We start from the raw sequence: 16,562 nt of genomic DNA on the forward strand, positions 1-16,562 counted from the left end.
TTACCGCGTCGAGTGCGATCACGCAGCGCTAAAACGGTTGCTCGGTTACCGACAAAGCTTCCGATCTCTGAGGTGTGTAAAAGGGATGTTGCATGAATGATTTTTGCCTTTCTACTGCCTTCTGCGGGGCCAATCTATGACGGACATCTATATGGCGAAGGCAACACATTCGGCCCTCTTATTGAGAGATTGGCCTTCCTTCAGCAGCTTGATAGCCCGCTGTCATCCAAGCTGGCTCAGTATTATTTACTTGCCATGCACACACGCGGCAATATCGGCTTTGGCGGTGGTATTTCGGCGATGCCTTCGATGCATATCGCTTTCGCATTCTTGTGGGTTGTTGCGTCATGGCATGTAAACCGATGGGTCGGCATAATTTTCACTGTTTATGGCCTCATAATCTGGGCAGCTTCGGTTCACTTGGGATGGCACTATTTTGTTGATGGACACGTGGCGGTTGGCCTGATTACGCCCCTGTGGTGGCTGATGGGCCGGCCTTTTGGTCTGTATGGTCCACAAAAATTAGACCGCCCACAATAATCATCGCTGCCACAAGAATTCCCAATTCTGTACACATTCTGTGCTCATAAAGTGTTCAAAGACGGTATTAGCAATCTGTATACCCGAAGAAAATAAAAGCAGGCATCAAAATGGTCAAATATCTTCTTGGAAAAATGCATGAGAAATTGGTGTTCAATCGACGCATCAATGTTCTAATTGATCAGATTGGGTCTTTGATCCCCATCAACGCCACAATCCTTGACGTTGGAACTGGTGATGGCCAGATAGCAAAAGCGATTGGCGCCCGACAAGAAGGGACCGACATGCGTGGCATCGACATTATGCTGCGCGAAGTAACCCATATCCCTGTCGAGATATTTGATGGCCATGTTATTCCTGTGGCTGACAAAGGCGTTGATGTTGTAATGTTTGTTGATGTGCTGCATCACACGGATGACCCCAGCGAACTGGTACATGACGCGGGCCGCGTCTGCCGTAAAGCTGTTGTCATCAAAGACCATCTGAGCGAAAACTGGTTCGACCATCTGACTTTGCGGATTATGGATTGGGTGGGAAACGCGCCTCATGGCGTGGTCCTGCCCTACAACTATGCATCCCGTTCCGATTGGGATAAATGGTTCAAATCGGCGGGCCTCCAGATTGAGGAATTCCGAACAGATCTGCCGCTTTATCCATTCCCTTTGAACAAAGTTTTCGGCCGCAAATTGCACTTTGTCGCGCGGCTTATTCCTGCGGAATAAAAGTCACAAAGCGGCCGATAATGAAGCCGAAGATCGCGTTTGCACCTACGGTGACCCCCATGATTATGGAGTCCCATAAAAAATCATAGGTAACAAAGCGTGTTGTCACGGTTGAAACAATTACAATACCGCAGATTTGTGTTGCCGCATAAATCCAGAACGCATTTTTGCGCAATCTCTTGGCCTTGAAGGCGATGTGTTGTTGCGCGAGAAATGCAGGTGGAATGCAGGCGGCAAAGAGCAGAACGCTGGTCCAGAAGGGCGGCGTTCGAGCGAAGTTGATCAGGCTGGCCGAGGTAACAGCGTAAAACAGGCTGAAGCTACCACCAACTATCAAGAAAAGTAGTAGCGATCTTGCTTCTGATCTGAGCGCCACATCACTGGTCATTGCGGAACAGTGGGGCGAAAGACCATTAGGTCGGGATGGTCGAGCGCGACAGCCTGAAAGCCGGGCACTGTTTCGCCACTGGCAAGTCGTGTTCCGATACTTGTCGTATCGCCGTAATTACTACCACGGCAAACCACGATATAGTCGATTGCCTGATCAGCGACTGTTTGTGTCAACAGGGCGGCGGTGCCACGTAAAGGTATAAACCCGTTCATAATTGCATCGGCGCTTCGGTGGTAGGGGGCCGCCAGCCCAATATGATGCGTTGCCATGATCAGGCGAGGGCCAAGATTTAGACTGGCAAGTGTGCGCGCTGAAGGGATCGCATTAAGAAGTGCGAGCGTCTGTAAATTATCGCAATTGCCATCCAGAGACCCGCTTGAGGGCTTGGGTTCTAGACCAACGTCATTGGAGGCTGCAACAGAGGATACCAAAGGGACGGTTTTCCACAGGCCAAACAGCGCACTACTGAGAAGCGGTTGAAACAAGGTTAGTGCGACAGTCGTATACAGTACACCACGTGACATGCCTGTGCGGGCGTCGAGATAGGACTGCAACGCGGGCCGCACAGCATAACCCGTTAAAAAAGGTGTCACCACGGCAAGTAGGACAATCTGCCGGCTTTGGAAGATGCATGCCAAAAGCCCGATCCATCCGATGAGCAGGATCTGCCAGACCTCTCCTGTTGAATCGCCAAGGTTCCGTTGCCGCAACCATATCACTGTCGCCGCAAACAAAGCCGCGATCGCTGGACCAAAATACTGAAAAAAACCAAACGGGCTGTAGATAGCGTAGACATGAAGTGGCAGGGCTTCGGTGATGTTTTCACTGATGAGCACCTGTGCGATCTGCGGCAGATTTGCATAGGGTGCTTGTAAACATGGGCTGATCACTGGCCAACTGACGAGCAGCGCAATAATGGTGACGGTTGCAACGGTTGTAATAAATACGGTCGGGTATTTTTTAGCGGCAGGCATAACAAGTGCCGCCAACCCGCTGCCAGCCCCGATCCAGCAGATCAGCAAATAAGGCGCAGATAATTTATCACATTGCGTCACAAACCAGTCCTGCGCTGCGGTTTGCCCCAGAAAGAAAGCGAGGCTGAAAATGGCAATGGCGATGCAAAATGCTGCCAGACGTATGCGCGGTTCAGGTGCAAATCTGGCGGCTTTAAAAACGTGTAACATTCCGATTGTTGCGACAAGAAATAATGTCTCCAATCCAATGGCCAGCGATGCCGCTGCAGCCGCCCCCGCAATCGCACCAAAAAGGATGGGCCGGTTTAGTGTGATCATAGAGAGTGCTGAAATCGTTGCCAAAAGGATCTGCACGTTGTGATGGTCAAGCCGACCAATTGCGAAATAATCAAAGCCGATAGGGGGATAAAGCACAACCGAAAGCATCGCTATTGCTGCGGCCAGTGGTCCCAGCGCACGCCGTGTTCCAAAGCCGACCACCATGACAAGAGCGGCGAGCAAAAGAAGCGGCCACACGGCCGCAGCCCATTGCTCTGCCAGGGCTTCAGGCATCACAAGTCCAAAGATCCACACCAGCGCGCCGATTCCAAAATCTATGTAGCGAGACCAGTGAATAGACACACCATCCGGGGCAAGCAGTTGGTATTGGCTCATGTCAAACCAGCTTTGTCCGTCGAGCCAGTTTCTGACCGACATCATACGCATGATGTCATCATTGGTAGCAAGGCCAAATACACCGTCGGCCGAAAGGGCAGCAGATCCCGCACGGGAGATCGCGATCCCAAGTGCCAAAAACAAGGCCCCCTTAAATAATCGGACCGTTTTGGAGGTGTCGTTTATAGGATTATTTTGCATTGGGGGTTTTGCTTACTTCTGATTGTCTCGAACGGTCTAATATCATGGATTTTGCCCGCACCAAGCACGAGATACGTGGCCGGGGAACGTAGCAATCTTGCGCACCTTATCATATGCCACCTAATTGCCGCATTCGTGTCACACTATTTGACTGGTTTCCAGTTAGGCAAGGTTGAAATGTAAATGGTGAGGTAAAATCCGATGACCGAATTAACAATCCTGATGCCTTGCTTGAATGAGGCTGAAACCCTTGAGGTGTGTATTCGCAAGGCGCAGGAATACCTTTCAGGTGCAGGGTTGGTGGGAGAGATTTTAATCTCTGATAATGGCTCGACTGATGGAAGTCAGTCCTTGGCGGAAAGTCTTGGCGCACGTGTCGTGCATGCCCCACAACGCGGATATGGTGGCGCATTGCTGGCCGGTATCGATGCGGCCAAAGGGCGGTACATCATCATGGCGGATAGTGACGATTCATACGACTTCTCTCATCTCGCCCCGTTCGTTTCAGCATTGCGAGGTGGTGCTGAGCTGGTAATGGGTAACCGTTTCAAAGGCGGTATTGCTAAAAATGCGATGCCGCCGCTGCATCGTTATCTTGGCAATCCAGTACTCTCTACCATTGGGCGAGTGCTTTACCAGACACCGGTTGGAGATTTTCACTGCGGCTTACGCGGATTTTCAAAACAGGCAATTCAACGTCTTGGTTTGAATTCGACAGGAATGGATTTTGCATCCGAGATGGTTATCAAGGCGACTTTGTTTGGTCTGCGTATTGAAGAAGTCCCAACTACACTCAGCCCTGATGGCCGGTCACGGCCTCCCCATTTACGCAGCTGGCGCGATGGTTGGCTGCATCTCAAGCTTTTACTGACACTCGCCCCGTTTTGGATGTTTTTTTATCCGGGCCTTGCACTTGCAGGCATCGGTGGCGGTGTGTTCACGCTTCTGATGTGGGGTCCTGTGAGGATTGGCACTGTCAATTTTGATATTGCAACGCTCGTCTTTGCGAGTGCTGCAATTCTGGCAGGAGTGCAGATGATCTGGTTCTATCTACTTGGCAACCTTTTCGCCGTACGCTTTAAACTTCTTCCAGAGACTAGCCAGTTTGCTGCCCTTCGCAAACAGGTCACTGTTGATAATGCCTGTAAAGTTGGTGCTGTGCTTTTGCTGCTTTCTATCTTGTTCACAATCGGATCAGTTGCCTTTTGGGGCGCATCTGGATTTGGAGATCTGGACCCTTCTATCATCGTGAGAGCCGCGTCGCTGGTAGTTGTTAGCGCGTCTCTGGGCGTGCAGTCGATTACCTCAGGCTTCTTGTGGGGCCTTTTGGAGCAGCGAGTTGCCGTGGAACATGAATCTGCAGGAGATACACTGCCTTACCTGCCCGGAGGGTCCGTCAATTAAGCCGTTCCGCCGCACCTTGAATGCCTCCTCATGGATTTTCCCTATGAGACGGGTGCGGATCGTCTTGGCTGCCTAACCTGTGGACTTCCGCAAGGGGTTCGACGGGCTTAGGGCGCTTGTCAAAAACGAGCAGTCCTACTCTTGCACCATTATGCGGGCTAACATTTTACTATGTAACGCGCAGAATGTATGTGTTTCAAACACTGGACAGCTTGACGCTCGCAGATTCGATAAGCCGCAACGCGTCTATGGCGAGATAAACGACCAGCTTGAACGTTGGATCGCAGGTCTGTGCTCACAAGATTTCATTGGGACCGCACAGGCGCAAACCCACTCATCTCGTCATTTAGTTTCGTTTTGTATTGCCTTTGCCGTACTTTTCACAAAGGAAGAGTATAAGTTAGATGTCGTATTTTTGATATGAAACGACGCCTTAGGAGTGACGTAGGCCTTGACCCCTGACAACATAGACACCGTCCCCGCGCAGCTTGCTGGCGCGCTTGCAACACATCACACCCTCGGGGCTTTTGTCGACGCCGACCTTGCGCTGACCTATGGGGAATTGGCTTGCTGCATTGAGCGGCTGCAAGCGTATTTGCCTGCACATGGCGCGGTTGCGGTTTTTGGCAAACCTTCCACATCCTTTGCCGCCGCTACAACCGCCTGTATCGTGCTGGGCCGCGCGTTCGTGCATCTTGATCCTGCGATGCCCAATGATGTTTTGGCGAATATCCTGTCCGAATTGCACATCGATACGGTCTTTGTCTGCCAAACGCCCAAAAACGGGCAATTGCCCGACGCCAATTTGGTCGACGTCAACGCGGTTATTGCCGCGCCAAACGCCGCGCCGGACCAACCTGTTGTTGCCGCCGCTGTTGCCCCTGACGACGCGATTTACATCGTTGCTACATCTGGCACGACGGGCAAACCCAAGTGTATTCCCGTCACCCAAGACGCGGCCTATCTGTCGTATATGTGGCGCGACGCCTACACGCCTTATGCGGCCGGGCAGACTGTTGGGTCATATATTTTCGCGATTTGGGAAATGTTTCGCCCGCTACGCGATGGCGCGCGGGTTTGCTTTCCAAGTTTCCAGCAACTGCTCAACCCCGAGGACCTATGCGCCTTTCTGATCCGCTATGACGTGTCGGAAATGCTGTTCACGCCCTCAGCGCTTGAAAAGATCCTGCAAGCCAGCACCGCGCAGATGATGGAAAATGTGCCATTGCTACGGGTCATTCTGAATGGCGAAGTGGTTAGCGATGTGCTGATCGCCGCCGCGCGTGAAAAACTACCCAAGGCCGTGCTCTGGAATCTCTATAGCATCTGCGAAACTCACGATATTGCGATGACCAATGTGTCGCAAACGGGTGGCGCGCGAACAACGGGCGCTGTGGGTGTGCCAATGTCGCACCTGCGCGCCACTGTGCTGGATGACAGCGATAATGAATGTGCGGTCGGGCAAGCGGGGCTGCTGCACTTTGAGGGGCCGCGTATGTTGGGGCCGGGGTATGTGAACCGCGCTGAAGAGACTGCGCAGCGCTTTCGCGCATTGACGCTGAACGGGCGCGCGACACGGCTTTATGACACAGGCGATCAAGGGTATGTGAGCGCTGATGGCACCGTGCATGTTTTAGGCCGTATTGCCCATATGCTAAAACTGCGTGGGCATAGTATCCAGACCCGCGAATTGACTGAATCCTTGCAAGGCCACCTTGGGTTCCTACAAGCCGTGCCGTGGATCCAAGACGTGGCAGGGCAGGGCAATGCGTTGGTGTTTTACTATTGCGCCAATCCGGCCCAAGCGGCTGCGAACCTTGAGAAATGGGGTCTCGCGCTGGGCGAAAACCGGATGCCGGCCGCACTGTCCAAAGTGCTGCGCGCCGGACTGCCCGCCTATTGCGTGCCCAGCTATCTCGTCGCGCTCGACGCGATCCCGATCAACGCAGTTTCTGGTAAATGTGATTTCAAATCTTTGCCAAAAATTAACGCGGTAGCACCCGACGAGAAGACGGAAGGCGTGCTTCCAAGCGTGGCGCAGGCGGCGCTTGTTTTGGGCTGTGCGCAACGCGACATAGACTCAGCCCTGTCCTTCCATGAGCATGGTGGCGACAGCTTAATGGCCGTGAACCTCGTGCTTGCCTTGGAAGAAGCCTATGGACGGCGCGTCGATTTTGACTTTGCGCTCAACGTCGGACTTGCGCGGTTACACGAGGTGCTCACCCAAAGCCTGACGGCCCCTGTCACCAAAGGCGGGTTCACGCGCGCAGGCATTCTACTCACTGGCGTCACGGGCTTTCTTGGCAGCAAGGTTCTGACCGCCGCTGCACGTAACTTGCCCAAAGACGAGGTTATCTATTGCCTTGTGCGCCCCAAACGGCGCGACCCGCTTGAGCGCTTGCACGAAATCGCGGCGATCAACGGCGTTGACCCTACGCGTCTGGTGTTAGTGTCTGCCGCGATTGAGGACGCACGCTTTGGCCTTGGTGGCGACGACTACCGCGCCCTTTGCGCTGCGACGCGTCACGTCATTCACTGCGCCGCAATGGTTAACCTTGCCGTCGACCGCGACCACATGGAAATCTGGTCAAAAGCAGGCATCAGCAATATCGTGCAATTCTGCCAAGACGCCAAAGCCGACTTGCGGTTTTCGTCAACCTCGGCGGTCTTTCCCGATACAGGCGGGCCATATTTCGAGGCTGAAACCACGCTCTTCGAGACCTGTGGCGGCTATGGCGCGGCCAAAATCGACGCCGAGCATTTGATTGCCAAATCAGGCATCAACGCCGCAATTGTGCGCCTGCCATCGCTTTACGACATTGACGCGCCCAACCCCAACGACATCTACGAGACCATCATGCAGGCCTGCGCCGAAACGGGCGCGGTGCCAGAGGGGCTGACATTTCGCATGATCAACGTCCACGGCGCGGCGACATTCTTGGCCGATCTGACGGCAGGGACGGGGGCAGACTACTATAATCTGATGCCCAATCACTTGGTCACATCCGCCGAGTTACCGATCTCGGTTAAAGTTCTGCCTGTCGACGCATGGTTGGTACAAGCCCCGCTTTCGGCCGGCGAACGCGCCTTGATCGCCGCGGATCTGAACGTTTTGCACGCCAATTCCGTGTTTAATCACGCTGCGGCAGAGGCGATGTGGTCACACATCAGCGAACGGCCTTTCGCCAGCCTCAGCGACCCCGCTGCCCTGCTGGCACGCAGGTTTACATTACCAAAGTGAGCCGGCATTGACCTGAATGTCTTCCATTGTGATCGCACGCCCGGCGTTACTCACAAGGAAGGCAACCAGATCGGCAATCTCTTCAGGCTGCACCAAGGCACCCTGTGGATTGGACGCCTCGTATTTTGCCTGCACCTCTTCGCGCGGGGCACCGGTCTCGGCAATCTCTTGATCAACGAATTGCTTGAGCATCTCGGTCTCTACCCATGTCGGGCTGATGCTGACGCAGGTAATCCCGTCCGCAGCACCTTCCAAGCTCACACAGCGACCAAGGCCCAAAAGTCCGGCCTTAGATGCACAATAGGCGGCATTATTGGGCATGCCATTATGAGCCGCAACAGAGGCGAGGTTGATAATGCGTCCCCAACTTTGCGCCTTCATATGCGGCATCACTGCACGGATCATTTTGAACGTGCCGGTCAAATTGGTCGCAATCGTCGCATCCCACATATCATCGGGGTGATTGATCACGGCAGCCTCTTCATAAACGCCAGCGGTATTAACCAAGATATCTACTGTGCCATGCGCCGCGACAACATCCGCGACAAAACCCGCCACACTTTGACTATCGCGCACATCCAGAGCGGCCACCGATACAGGTGCGCCCATTTCGGCCTGCAGTTTGGCCACGACATCGCTGTCACCACCACGCCGCGCGCCAATACAAACCACTGTGCCGCTCGCATGTAACCGCTTGGCAATCGCCAAACCCATGCCCGAAAGCCCACCCGTGATGATTGCAACTTTAGTCATATATAGATCCGCCCAACTTGTTTGCGATGAAAATTGTTGTCACTGGGTATGCGCAGACATTGCACTGAACTTCAATTGTTGCTTGGACGCATGTTATGAATGACAGCGGATTTACGATGGTATCCACCATCCGAGCCCGCAAGGTTTTGCCAGAAAAATCACTCGTGAGCCTGAAGAGCCGGTTGTCACAATTGGGGAGCGACATGGATAACTTTCCAGACTGCACTGCACTAGTTTGCCAGGACCCCTGGCAACCATCTGGCAAACTCAGAAAATAGAGTCGAGGATGCCGCGTTAAACGCCTCGATAACGGCTGGAGTTTCTGTTGAAGAAGCCACAGCGCTCGCGACAAAAGTCCTGCTTGCAATGATACTCGCGTCCCTTTCGCGGATGACCCTCACGATAAGTTTCATTTGTGTATTTGCGGTTTCGCCGTCTGCTGCCAATTCGGCCTGAAAATCGACGAGTTCGGTAATAATGGCAAAGTCGCCGTTAGAGGTCAGCGGTTGCCGTCCGACATAGCGCACGGCTCCAGTGGCCTCGACGGCGCGCAGCATCAAAGTTTGCACCATGACAGGTGTTGCATCACTCCAGCGAACGTCGGGCAGGTATTGCGCCTGAAGCTGGTTCGGGCGGATCATGATCCGATCCGTCGACAATGCGCCACTTGTTGTCGGCAGTTCGATTATGACATCGCGTTGCAATTGGCCTCTAGTCGTCGCTGAAATATCCGCAGGTGCGCGCAGCTCGTAAACCTCGAGCGGAATAGTCACCTCGTTAAGCGCCGAAATCGCGGAGCACCCTGAAATTGTCGCAAGAATAGCAAACGAGCGCAGTAAGGTAAGTGGGTTGGACCGTATGATCATCGCCTAAACTCCGGAGTTTCGCGGTTAAGGAAAAAGCGCGTTGGATCGCGCTGGATTTGCCCAGTAAGTTGGTCAAGGTTGTTAATAAGCGTGCGACTTTCTTGTGCCAGACGTGTGTAGAGCGGCAATCCGGTGGTTGCAAACTCACGCATCGCGGGGCCAGAGGCCGCTGCAACCTGGCGCAGTTCGGCAAAGGCGTCTGCGGCCGCTTTGCTAGCAGTGCGCAAGTCGGCGGACACTGTGGGAAGGTCGGCTGACACGGTAGCAATCGCGCTGTTCATCCCGTCAATCGTGGTTTCGAGCCCTGCGATCATGCCTGAAATGTCATCGTTGATAATCCGGTCCGCGCCTGTAAAGGCTTGTTCGGCTGCGGAAAGTGCGCGGTCGCCGGTCTCTAGCGCGCCGTTGATCGCGTTCAGCGTGACATTCGCGTTGGCAAAGGACACGCGCGCATCGTCCAATGCATCACGCGCGCTGACCAAAACTTCTGTGGCCAGTTCACTTGAGGTACTGAGGTTTTCGCCCACCTCACTTATGACCTTGCTGGCGTTTTGTGTTGCAGCCCGCACGTCTGCTATGATTGCAGGAAGGTCAGCCGTGGCGATGGTCGAGACAGACTGGACCGCGCGATTTGCCTCTGCAATCATGGCGCGGGTCTCGGCGACAAGTGGCGCGCCTTCGTCGCGGATCAGGTCGCCAGCAATTGTGGCCACGTCATCGACTGACAACGCTGCATCGTCCAACCGTTTGATCAGCGCATTTGTGTTTTCTAAAGTAACACGTGCCTCGTCCAGCCGCGCGTTTGCCGTCACACCTGTGGTATCAAAGGTTGCCATCAGGCTACGGGCGTCGTCCGCCACGAGGGTCAATTGTTCACGCAGACCGGCAGTAGTGCCGCGCATTTCTTCCGCGAGGTCAGTCAAGTCGGCCGTAATAAAGTCCTTTGTCTCAACGATAGCGGTCTGTGCTTCCAAAAGTGTTTCCGAGCTGGACGCCAATACTCCTTTGCCCTGCTCTGACAACTCGCGGATCGACACCAGCGTTGTGTCGGCGGTCGCAAGCACGGTCGAGAGGTCCCCCGTTAAGGTGTCAAGGGTTTCGTTGAAAGCGTTGATCTGTTCTGCGAAATCCGCCACGGTATTCGCGACACCCGAAAAATCCGTCAATGTGCGTGCAAAATCGCCCGATGCGGCTTCGATATTTACAAGAATATTCTCGATCCGGTTCTTATTCTCAGTGCCAAGCATCTGCCCCAATTCATCAATTACTTGCAACGAGCGTTCCAGAAGTTGCGGCGCATCCTCGGACAGCGACTGCAACAGGGAGCGCCCAGCAGTAATTTCGGGGATATCGGTAGTGCTAGGACCTTTGAGAAGCGCGGCAGTTGGTGTGCCTGCATCGATCCCCACATACGACACACCTGTTACCCCTTGGGATTCAATCGTGGCGACGCTGTCGGTGCGCACTGGCGTTTGGGCATCGATTTCGATCCGCACCAGAATTGTGCCGTCGCGTTCCGGCGTCAGGCGCACGTCAACAACCTGACCAACCGCGAGGCCGCTAAACCGCACGTCAGAGGCACTGCTAAGGCCAGAAACTGACGAAAACCGGATATCGTAATAGGCAAACTGGCGGTCCAACTCGACCTGTGCGAACCACAAGAAGAACCCCATGATCCCCACAAGCCCTGCAAGTGTGAATGCACCTATCAGCACAAAGTTCGCGCGTGTTTCCAAAATCTTTACCTTCCTAGAGTTCGCCGGTTTGCGCGCCGGTCGCCGCTGCCCGCGCCCGTGGTCCATGGAAATATTCGTGAACCCAAGGATGATCGACTTTTAACATGTCTTGCATAGTTCCTGTGACCAATACCTTACGTTCCGCCAGCACTGCAATCCGGTCACATGTCGCATGCAACGTATCAAGGTCATGTGTTACAAGAAAGACAGTCAGGCCAAGTGAATGGCTAAGCCCGACAATCAGGTCATCAAAAGCAGAGGCACCAATCGGGTCAAGTCCCGCTGTGGGCTCGTCAAGAAACACAATCTCGGGATCTAGCGCGAGGGCGCGCGCCAGCCCCGCCCGTTTACGCATGCCGCCCGACAATTCGGACGGGTATTTGTCGCCCGCATTATAAGGCAGGCCGACCATGGATATTTTTAAATCCGCCAATGCGCTTCGCACATCCGGGTCTAGCCCTTTGACGGCCCGCATCGGAACTTCCACGTTTTCGCGCACGGTCAGCGACGAAAACAGCGCACCATCTTGAAACATGACGCCCCAGCGCGCTTCAAGGGCGGTGCGCGTGTCTTCGCTCGCATCCAACACGTCGACGCCCAGCACTTTTACATGTCCTGCCGTTGGTTTTTGCAACCCAACAATCGAGCGCAGAAGCACGGATTTGCCCGTGCCGGAGCCACCGACCACACCTATAATTTCACCGCGTCGCACGTCGAGATCAAGGTCATCATGCACCACATGTCGGCCAAACTGATTACGTAATCCGCGCACACTGATGATGATTTCGGGTTCGGATACTTTTGTCATATGCCCAAACTCGCAAAGAAAATCGAGAACAACGCATCTGCGACAATAACGGCAAAGATCGAGGCCACAACCGCATTGGATGTCATACGACCCAGCGATTCTGCATTACTTTGCACCTGCATACCCGCATGGCATCCGACAACACCGATGATTAGCGCAAAGAATGGTGCTTTTACCAAGCCGACCATCACATGATTGATGCTTGTGCCTGAAACAAGGCGCGTTGTGAACATCTCGGGCGAGATGCCGAGATCAATCCACGCCATTAATGCCCCGCCAAACAGGCCAGCCACATCAGCAATCAATCCTAGGATAGGCAACATCAGTAAAAGTGCCAGAATGCGCGGCACAAACAACACCATCGCAGGGTCCAGCCCCAACGTGCGCATGGCATCAATTTCTTCGCGCATTTTCATAGAGCCAATCGCCGCCGTAAACGCCGATGCGGTGCGTCCTGCAACAATAATTGCGGTCAATAAAATTCCCAATTCGCGCAGTACAGAAATTGCAATCAGGTCGACAACAAATACTTCTGCGCCAAACTGTCGAAGCTGTGTCGAGCCTTGGAATGCCAGCACAACTCCGATCAAAAATGCCATGAGGGCGACAATCGGAACTGCTTTCAGACCGACCTCTTCACAATGATGCACAAGGGACGTCAGGCGGAATTCTTTGGGGTGGCGAAATGCGCGTGCGAGGCGGTGTAAAAAAATGCCCAAATACCCGATCAGTGCGACAAAATACATGAAACCCGACACAACCCGTTTGCCGGTTCGCTCCAGAAATGCTGTGAAATGAGGGGGATGGGCAACAGGCGCGTCTGGCTGCGGCATTGCCGCCTCAACGCTTTTTAAAAGGCTTGCTGCTTCGGGACTGGCACCTTTGATCTCAAACTCGTGCCCACCCGTTTGCCAGGTTAGCAAAAACCACGCGCCAGCAGTATCCAGCCGCGCCAAGCCTTGAATGTCGATCTTCCTCATGTCGGGACTGTTTTCGAACAGGGTTTTTGCACGTGACATCGTATACAACGACAGATGGCCGGACAGCGCGTAAACATCAGCAGATGCATCCTGAGTGAGGTCCAGAGTTGGTAGCTGGGGTTCATTCATCTAAATTCTCGCGCGACGCATGATTATTGGCTGATTTCGTTCTGGATGGCCGTCCGCAATGTGTAGGCAAATTTTACTAGCGGCGCTAGTGCGACACCTGAAATTAAGTGCTGTCGGGCCGCAAATAAACGTCGCTGCCTTTTCTCGGCACTGTTTCGCCACCGATCAAACAAAATATGAAACCATTTGCCAAATTCGTGGTTGAATATTGTGTGGGTGCAAAGCTGCGCTGTAAAACTCTGGGGACGTTATGATAAAATCTCGCTTGAAATCTGGCACTGCTTTGATGGTAACATTTGCGCTTGCGGTACCGTTACCCGCTTTTGCACAATCCGCCGAAACCGCTTTTCCTTGTATCGCGCCAAGTGGCGCGGAAGTAGCTGACGCTGATCAGTTTGCGCAAGATTTGATGGTCGCAGGCAGTGCGGTTTTGGATACAAGCACTTGCACCCAAGAGGCGTTGGATCAGGCGATTGAGAGCGGAGGTGACGCTCTTTCCACGGCAATTAATCCAGTTTCGCAGTCTGCACCGGAAGCGGCTGAAGAACCTGTTGTTGAGGCATCGGTAGTTGAGGTCGAAGAACCAGCGGCTGAGGCTGAAGAACCAGCGGCTGAAGTTGACGCTGTAGAACCTGTTGTTCCAGTAGAAGAAACAGTTGAAGCGGATGAACCAGTTCAGGCTGATGCTCAAGTTGTCGAGGAAATAGCACCAGCCGAAGATACACCTTCCGTAGAAGAAACTACCGCTCCCGCTGAAGACGTGCCGGTAGAAACCGCACCAGTTGAAGAGGCGCCTGTGGCGGAAGCAATAACTTCCGAAAGTCCCGATGCTGTTGATGAAACACCTGTTGAGGCTGAAGAATCGGCCGAGCCTCTTGACCCAGCAGCTACTGACACAGCACCTAGTTCACAACCTGCTGCCACTCAGGCTGGTGAAGCGGGAGGGGAAGTTGTCACTGACGAAGAACGCCAGGCAACCGCCGCTGCAAATGTTGAAACACAACCCGAGCCCTCCGCGGCGGCCACTTCCACAGATGACGAGGTAACGGCTGAGGTGTCGACACAAACCATCACCGAAGAAGATGTGCGGACAAGCGATCAGGATTTTGCAACATCGATCAATGCAGAGACCAAGGCCGCGTCACAAACTCAAGATAACGGGAATAATCTCTCAAATTTCGAAAAGGCGCTGCTGTTGGGGCTGGGTGCGGTCGTCGTCGGGTCTGTCTTGAATAACGGCGATCAGGTGGTTTCGAATTCTGGCGACCGCGTTGTGATTGAGCGGGACGGCGAATTGCGAGTCCTTAAAAACGATGACGAGCTGTTGCAACGACCTGGCGCGCAGGTGCAAACACAGACCTTCCAGGATGGCTCTACGCGCAATGTGGTCACCTATGATGACGACAGTCAGATTATCACTATAAAGTCGCGCGATGGCACAGTTCTGCGCCGCACGATGATGCGGGCGAGTGATGGCCGTGAAGTGGTTCTGTTTGATGATACCCGCAAAATCGAAGCTGTGGATTTTGGGTCGTTGCCGGCACTTGAAAGCCTCGAAGCACAGCAACGCCAGCAGAGTGGATCACTCGAGGCAGCACTTCAGCGGGCATCGTTTACTGATGTCGGCAGACAGTTTTCGCTGCAACAGATCAGAGATTATAAACGTGTGCGCGCACTCGCCCCACAAGTCGAATTGGAAGCTGTGATATTTGCGACCGGCTCGGCGGCGATTGATCCGACCCAAGCCGAAGCACTGCGTGATCTTGGCCTGGCAATGCGCGATGTAATCGAAAATGACCCTTCGTCCGTGTTTTTGATCGAAGGGCATACCGATGCAGTCGGCGCGGCTAGCTATAATCTTGCACTCTCGGACCGCCGTGCTGAAACTGTGGCGCTTGCATTGACCGAATATTTTGCCGTTCCACCGCAAAACCTTATTACACAAGGTTACGGCGAGGCCGATTTGAAGGTCATGGTTGTGACAAACGAACGTGCCAATCGTCGCGCAGTTGTGCGTAATATTTCGGGGCTTTTGAACTAACAGAGGCTAAGACTGACACTGCAAAAACCGGATATTTTCGACATATTCGGTTTTTGCAGTTATCTTTCGGTCAGCACAGCTAGCGGTCTAATTCTCGCTGTGCAAAGGAGGACCGCCAAAGGTCTAAAAACCGCCCGCGCCGATGTTGGTCAAGTGCCACGAGCAAGGTCGGTTCAATGGGAATGATACGTTCTGCACTTTGCGGCAGCGGGGATGTGTCGGCAGTCTGAGTATAGTAAAGATTGTTTTCTTCTAACAGGTTTTGCCCGACAGGTGAGAGCAGAAAATCAAGCAAAAGTGCTGCCTCGTTTCGATGTTGCGCGTCTTTCGGGATCATAAACGCCCGCGAAAGAAACAGCGTGTAATCCTCTGGCAAAATAGTCGCGATGTTGCGGTCGTTCGCATCGTCAACATATGAACCTAGCACATTGTAAGCAATCAAATATGTCCCGTCAGAGACCGCTTGAATAATTTCCGACGAACAACACGTAGCCGTTGCATTGGTCCTCGCAAACCCTTCCATAAGCGCGCCAAAGGTTGTGGCCTCAAGGCTGTCCATAAAGGCAAAAAGATACCCCAAACCCGAGGTTTCAATATCGTAAGTTGCAATTTTTCCATCGTAAATTGAGTTTGTCCGGCGCATCAGATCAAGTAGCGCGAACCGTGATCTGGGTGCGTCTTCCTGTCGGACAAGGTCGGTGTTGTAAATGATGACCGCAGGTTCTTTTGTAATGCCCCAAAGCTCGTCACGCCATCGCCGCGAAAGGGGCAGGGCCGTTGTTTGCGCAGAGACATAAGGCGCCGCACAGGCACGATTGACCAGATCAATCATCTGGTGAACACCTGATGAAAACACGGCGTCAGCGACTGCCGTGTGCCCGACACAAGCGTCAAGACTGTTTTTATACAAGGCGTTTGAACCCCATTGCTCGTATGTTACCGAAATCTCGGGGTTCCGCGCGACAAAGATTTCGATGACTGGTTGCAAGACCTCGATATCGGTTGTGGATCTCAAAACAAGGGTCACTTCAACCTGTGCAGCAGGCGCCGATATTGTAGCAATTCTCTCTTGGGCGATGCCTGCTTGCGGCATGCAGACCAGAGCAGTTATGATCAAATTAG

General features: G+C 53.5%; 13 protein-coding genes. 5 read left to right on the forward strand and 8 right to left on the reverse strand.

The features are described from left to right. Positions 1–96 precede the first annotated feature (96 nt). Together ACXLHR_RS01480 and ACXLHR_RS01485 are read left to right on the forward strand one after the other, a co-directional pair. Complete coding sequence (locus tag ACXLHR_RS01480) at positions 97–540, forward strand: phosphatase PAP2 family protein (RefSeq protein WP_458789777.1); 444 nt, start codon at positions 97–99, stop codon at positions 538–540. A 110-nt stretch (positions 541–650) separates the two neighbouring features. Beyond that, complete coding sequence (locus ACXLHR_RS01485) at positions 651–1,262, forward strand: class I SAM-dependent methyltransferase (protein ID WP_458789778.1); 612 nt, start codon at positions 651–653, stop codon at positions 1,260–1,262. On the opposite strand, the gene ACXLHR_RS01490 is transcribed toward ACXLHR_RS01485, so the two are convergent. Beyond that, on the reverse strand, positions 1,246–1,650 hold the full coding sequence (locus ACXLHR_RS01490; RefSeq protein ID WP_458789779.1) for a GtrA domain-containing protein: 405 nt from the start codon (positions 1,648–1,650) through the stop codon (positions 1,246–1,248). The two genes, ACXLHR_RS01485 and ACXLHR_RS01490, sit on opposite strands and share 17 nt — an antisense overlap. Continuing rightward, on the reverse strand, positions 1,647–3,482 hold the full coding sequence (locus tag ACXLHR_RS01495) for a hypothetical protein (protein WP_458789780.1): 1,836 nt from the start codon (positions 3,480–3,482) through the stop codon (positions 1,647–1,649). The genes ACXLHR_RS01490 and ACXLHR_RS01495 overlap by 4 nt, the downstream gene beginning before the upstream one ends. A gap of 201 nt (positions 3,483–3,683) precedes the next feature. On the opposite strand from ACXLHR_RS01495, the gene ACXLHR_RS01500 reads away from it, so the two are divergent. Both ACXLHR_RS01500 and ACXLHR_RS01505 read left to right on the forward strand, forming a co-directional pair. Then, positions 3,684–4,886: a glycosyltransferase family 2 protein gene (locus ACXLHR_RS01500; protein WP_458789781.1), complete on the forward strand. Its 1,203-nt coding sequence runs from the start codon at positions 3,684–3,686 to the stop codon at positions 4,884–4,886. 451 nt (positions 4,887–5,337) lie between these two features. Next, positions 5,338–8,127, forward strand: coding sequence for an AMP-binding protein (locus ACXLHR_RS01505; RefSeq protein ID WP_458789782.1), 2,790 nt, complete (start codon positions 5,338–5,340; stop codon positions 8,125–8,127). Here ACXLHR_RS01505 and ACXLHR_RS01510 read toward each other — a convergent pair. The 5 genes from ACXLHR_RS01510 to ACXLHR_RS01530 form a co-directional block, all read right to left on the reverse strand. Further along, a complete protein-coding gene (locus ACXLHR_RS01510; protein ID WP_458789783.1) occupies positions 8,116–8,880 on the reverse strand; it encodes an SDR family NAD(P)-dependent oxidoreductase in 765 nt (254 codons plus the stop codon). The two genes, ACXLHR_RS01505 and ACXLHR_RS01510, sit on opposite strands and share 12 nt — an antisense overlap. A gap of 230 nt (positions 8,881–9,110) precedes the next feature. Further along, positions 9,111–9,746, reverse strand: coding sequence for an ABC-type transport auxiliary lipoprotein family protein (locus ACXLHR_RS01515; protein WP_458789784.1), 636 nt, complete (start codon positions 9,744–9,746; stop codon positions 9,111–9,113). Continuing rightward, on the reverse strand, positions 9,743–11,482 hold the full coding sequence (locus ACXLHR_RS01520) for an MlaD family protein (protein ID WP_458789785.1): 1,740 nt from the start codon (positions 11,480–11,482) through the stop codon (positions 9,743–9,745). Before ACXLHR_RS01520 ends, ACXLHR_RS01515 begins: the two co-directional genes overlap by 4 nt. A gap of 13 nt (positions 11,483–11,495) precedes the next feature. After that, positions 11,496–12,290 (reverse strand): ABC transporter ATP-binding protein, encoded by a 795-nt coding sequence (locus ACXLHR_RS01525; protein WP_458789786.1) that lies wholly within the window; start codon positions 12,288–12,290, stop codon positions 11,496–11,498. After that, the gene (locus ACXLHR_RS01530; protein ID WP_458789787.1) at positions 12,287–13,399 is read right to left on the reverse strand and encodes an ABC transporter permease; all 1,113 of its coding nucleotides are present in this window, start codon (positions 13,397–13,399) and stop codon (positions 12,287–12,289) included. Before ACXLHR_RS01530 ends, ACXLHR_RS01525 begins: the two co-directional genes overlap by 4 nt. A 250-nt stretch (positions 13,400–13,649) precedes the next feature. Here ACXLHR_RS01530 and ACXLHR_RS01535 point away from each other — a divergent pair, with 250 nt between their 5' ends. Next, the gene (locus tag ACXLHR_RS01535) at positions 13,650–15,440 is read left to right on the forward strand and encodes an OmpA family protein (protein WP_458789788.1); all 1,791 of its coding nucleotides are present in this window, start codon (positions 13,650–13,652) and stop codon (positions 15,438–15,440) included. Between the two features lie 79 nt (positions 15,441–15,519). Here the strand turns inward: ACXLHR_RS01535 and ACXLHR_RS01540 are convergent, their stop codons facing one another. Then, on the reverse strand, positions 15,520–16,533 hold the full coding sequence (locus ACXLHR_RS01540; protein ID WP_458789789.1) for an ABC transporter substrate-binding protein: 1,014 nt from the start codon (positions 16,531–16,533) through the stop codon (positions 15,520–15,522). Between the last annotated feature and the right edge of the window lie 29 nt (positions 16,534–16,562).

It is taken from the genome of Yoonia sp. MH D7 (assembly GCF_054439475.1).